Raw genomic sequence first — 3,822 nt, forward strand, 5'->3', positions numbered from 1 at the left:
ATCGCCAACAATCGGGCGGGTGCCGGCGGGCGGGCGAGCTGCCCACGGGGCCCGGCGCAGTAGTCACTCTCGTCCAGCCGGACCGTCGAATAGGACGTCGTGAACGCATCGTCCGGTGGCGGGTGGTCACGCTGTAGTACCCGACTCGTGACATAGCTGACCGCGACCGCGCCCGTGCGCTGACGGGCGAACTGGCGCCGAGCCGGTCCGGCGGCCCACCCGCCGAGGATCTCCCCGGCCATGTTCGCCGGGTCACCGACCACCTCCAGCGCATACGGAATCCCGCGCACCCGCAACGCGGCGACCAGCGCGGTGCTGACCAGGCTCGGCATCCTGGCGATGTAACAGGTGCCGGACGCCGCCGTACCGGCTGTACCGGCTGTACCGGCCGGGCCAGCCGCGCCGGCCCGACTGGCGTCGCGGCACACCCGTCCGATGGCGCGGCGCAGTGCGGGCAGGGCGCACAGATAGCCTCGCGCGCCGCGATAGTCGGTGAGCGGGTGGACGGTGACCCCTGGACCATCGGCCCGCTGAGTGCTGATGATTCCCTCGGTGATCTCGGCGTCGGTTTGGCGCGGGCCGCGCGACCAGCTCGGCGGCGCCGGCGCCGCCACTCTGGCGAGCACTGTGACGGAATCGAAGGAATCGAGGTAACGCGACCACATGGGATAGGCGTCAGCGGGTGTAGGCGATCGGATGCTGCCGTCGGGCAATCGGTACAACCGTGCGTCCGTCGCGACGACGACCCGCATTCCACCTGCCCTCCATACCAGACCGGACCGGGCCGGAGCACTCCGGCCGGCACGCACATCCTCGCACCCAAACTGTAACCTACAGCATTTGTAAGACCACCTGTAGTTACGTTACAGGAGCGTGATGTCGGCTTCGCCTTCGGCGGCTACCGCGGTGCCGTCGTGGCGTGCGGACCGCGGTGAGGGCAACCAGCAGCGGGTGTCGAGCACGGCGCGGGCGTAGCGTGCCACCAGGTCCCGCCCGAAGGCGTCGTGATCGACCAGGACGACCACCAGGTCGGCAGCGGCCAGTTCCTGGGCGTCGGCCTCGACGAAGGTCACCCCCGACGGCAGGCACGAGTCGTCGACGTGCGGGTCCGCGGCCCGCACGTCCGCGCCGAGCGCATCAAGGAGCACGGCGACCCGCACCGCCGAGGACTCCCGCGCGTCACCGGTGTTCTTCTTGTAGGCCAGACCCAGCAGGAGAATCCGGCTTCCGTTCACGGCCATCCGACGACGGTTGAGTATTTCCACGACCCGCCGTACGACGTGGTCGGGCATGTTGTCGTTGACGTCGTTGGCGAGCTCCACGAACCGGAAGCTGCGCCCGAGGCTACGGCGCACCCGCCACGACAGGTAGGACGGGTCGATGGGCAGACAGTGCCCGCCGACCCCGGGGCCGGGGCTGAACCGCAGGAAGCCGAACGGTTTCGTCGCCGCCGCCTCAATGGCCTCCCAGACGTCGACGCCCAGCTCATGGGCGAACATCGCCAGTTCGTTCACCAGTGCGATGTTGACGTGCCGGAAGGTGTTCTCCAGCAGCTTGGTCAGTTCCGCGGTGCGCACGCAGGCCACCGGCACGGTCCGCTCGACCAGGGTGTCGTAGAACTCCCGAACGGCCCGCAGCGACGCCACGTCGATCCCCGAGACCACCTTCGGGGTGTTGACCAGGTTCCAGGTCGGGTTGCCCGGGTCGATCCGCTCGGGCGAGTACCCGAGGAAGAAGGAGCCCCCGGCGACCAGCCCGGAGAACTCTTCCAGGATCGGCCCGAACAGTTCGTCGGTGGTTCCCGGGTAGGTCGTGGACTCCAGCACCACGGTCGCCCCGGGCGCGAGGCGCGCACCGAGGCTGCGCCCGGCGCTTTCGATGTAGGACAGATCCGGGATACCTTCACGCAACGGCGTCGGTACCGTCACCACAGCCACGTCGAACCCGGCGGCGTCCTCATAGTTCGACGATGCGTAGTACCGGCCGCTCTCCAGAGCGGCGGCCACCGTTGAATCCGGGACGTCCTCCACGTACGACTCGCCGATTCCCAGGCGCTTGACCCGGCCTTCGTCGATCTCGATCCCGACCACGGACCAGCCAACCTCGACCGCCCGCATCGCCAGCGGCAGGCCCACATAGCCCTGACCCACCACCACCAACTTTCCGCAACGACTCATATACAGATCGTGACAGACCTAACGCCCCCTGGAGGGATGTCGTGGCAGGTGTCGCGCCCCAGCAACAAGCAACCGCATTAGCAAGCGACACATCAACTACATTGAGTAATATTTTTGATACTAAAAAACATCCAAGCCCGGACCCGAGGAGGGGCGGACGACGTGGCACTTTCGGCGACGATCAACCAGCCAATCTCGTCCACGCCGCCCTGGCAGGTGCTGCTGGTCTGTACGGGCAACCTGTGCCGATCACCGATGACCGAGTATCTCGCCGTCGCGGCATTGCGGGCAAACCTTGGCACCGAGGTGCATTCGGTGACCGTCAGCAGCGCCGGAACACACGCCCGTAACGGCATGCCGATGCACCGGCATGCCGCCGCAGTCCTGGCAGAACGAGGCATCAACCCGGCCGGCTTCGCCGCGCGCCGCCTTGACGGCACGATGGTGAGCGACGCTTGCTTGGTGCTGTGCGCCGGGCGCGAACACCGCAGCTTCGTGGTGGCAATGGCGCCGAAGGCGGTGCGCCGTACCTTCACGCTCCGAGAGTTCGCCCGGCTGACCGCCGGCATCGCCTCCACCGGCATCCCGGCACACACCGGCCAGGCGAACCCCTGCCCAGCGGAGACGATCCGGGCAGACGGTGTCCGAACCTGTGGGGACGCGCTTGTCGCCCACGCGGCGGATCACCGGGGTCGGCGCCGGCCCGAGCGTCCCTCCGACGATGACATCGCCGATCCGATCGGAGCATCGATCGAGGCGTTCCGATCCTGCGCCGAGCAGATCAGCGCCGCGCTGGCGCAGCCGCTGACACTGCTGACCCGCGCCGTACAGATGAACACCTGACCCCCGCCGGCACACCAACACCCATGGTAATCATGGCCGGGGACAACCCGGTGCGGCTGGCCCACTGGCGTAACCAGGGGAGAACCTGGTCGCCATGCATCGGCCGGGAGACGAAGTAGCCCTGTACCTCGTCGCATCCCCAGGCCGCCAGTAGCGCCCATAGGCCGGTTGTCTCGACGCCCTCAGCGACCATCCGCAGTCCGAGCGTGTGCGCCAGGGCGATGGTCGAACGGACGATCTCCGCAGCGGTCGAGTCCCGTTCGACCTCTCGCAGGAAGGCCCGGTCGAGCTTGAGCTCATCGGCCGGTAGGTCGCGCAGGTAGGCCAATGAACAGTAGCCGCTGCCATAGTCGTCGAGGCTGACCCGGACGCCGAGCGTCCGCAGCCGGGCGAGCGTGCGCTGAGCATGTTCACGCCGCGCCATCAGGGAATCCTCGGTGATCTCCACACACAGCGCAGCGGGCGGCACATCCGCCTTACCCAGGGCGTCACGCACCTCGAACGCGAAGCCGGAATCGACGATCACGGATGCCGGAACGTTCACCGATACTGACAGCGCTGCGCCGCCGGCGCGCCAACGTGCGCACTCGTCCAACGCGGTCCGAAGGACGAGCGCGGTCAGCGCCGGCATCAGGCCCATGGCCTCCATGTCGGGGAGAAAGAGATCGGGCGAGCGGACGCCGTCGACGGGATGTCGCCACCGCACCAGCGCCTCCATGCCGGTGACGCAGCCGGTACGCAGATCGGCTTTGGGCTGGTACCGCAGTTCGATCTGCCCACCTCGCAGTCCCGCGCGCAGCTC

At 68.0% G+C, this 3,822-nt stretch carries 3 protein-coding genes and 1 pseudogene; 1 reads left to right on the forward strand and 3 read right to left on the reverse strand.

The window, feature by feature from the left end; all coding sequences use genetic code 11:
- Together U9977_RS19500 and U9977_RS19505 are read right to left on the reverse strand one after the other, a co-directional pair.
- Positions 1-752, reverse strand: a pseudogene (locus U9977_RS19500) (glycosyl transferase); the annotation flags it as partial.
- A 111-nt stretch (positions 753-863) separates the two neighbouring features.
- The gene (locus U9977_RS19505; protein ID WP_322750722.1) at positions 864-2,177 is read right to left on the reverse strand and encodes a nucleotide sugar dehydrogenase; all 1,314 of its coding nucleotides are present in this window, start codon (positions 2,175-2,177) and stop codon (positions 864-866) included.
- Positions 2,178-2,339: 162 nt separating this feature from the next.
- Here U9977_RS19505 and U9977_RS19510 point away from each other — a divergent pair, with 162 nt between their 5' ends.
- On the forward strand, positions 2,340-3,020 hold the full coding sequence (locus U9977_RS19510; RefSeq protein WP_322750723.1) for a protein tyrosine phosphatase: 681 nt from the start codon (positions 2,340-2,342) through the stop codon (positions 3,018-3,020).
- Here U9977_RS19510 and U9977_RS19515 read toward each other — a convergent pair.
- The coding region (locus U9977_RS19515) for an EAL domain-containing protein (RefSeq protein WP_322750724.1) at positions 2,959-3,822 on the reverse strand (864 nt) is incomplete at its 5' end. The two genes, U9977_RS19510 and U9977_RS19515, sit on opposite strands and share 62 nt — an antisense overlap.

The sequence above is a fragment of the Protofrankia sp. Cas8 genome (assembly GCF_963555845.1).
GTDB lineage: Bacteria > Actinomycetota > Actinomycetes > Frankiales > Frankiaceae > Protofrankia.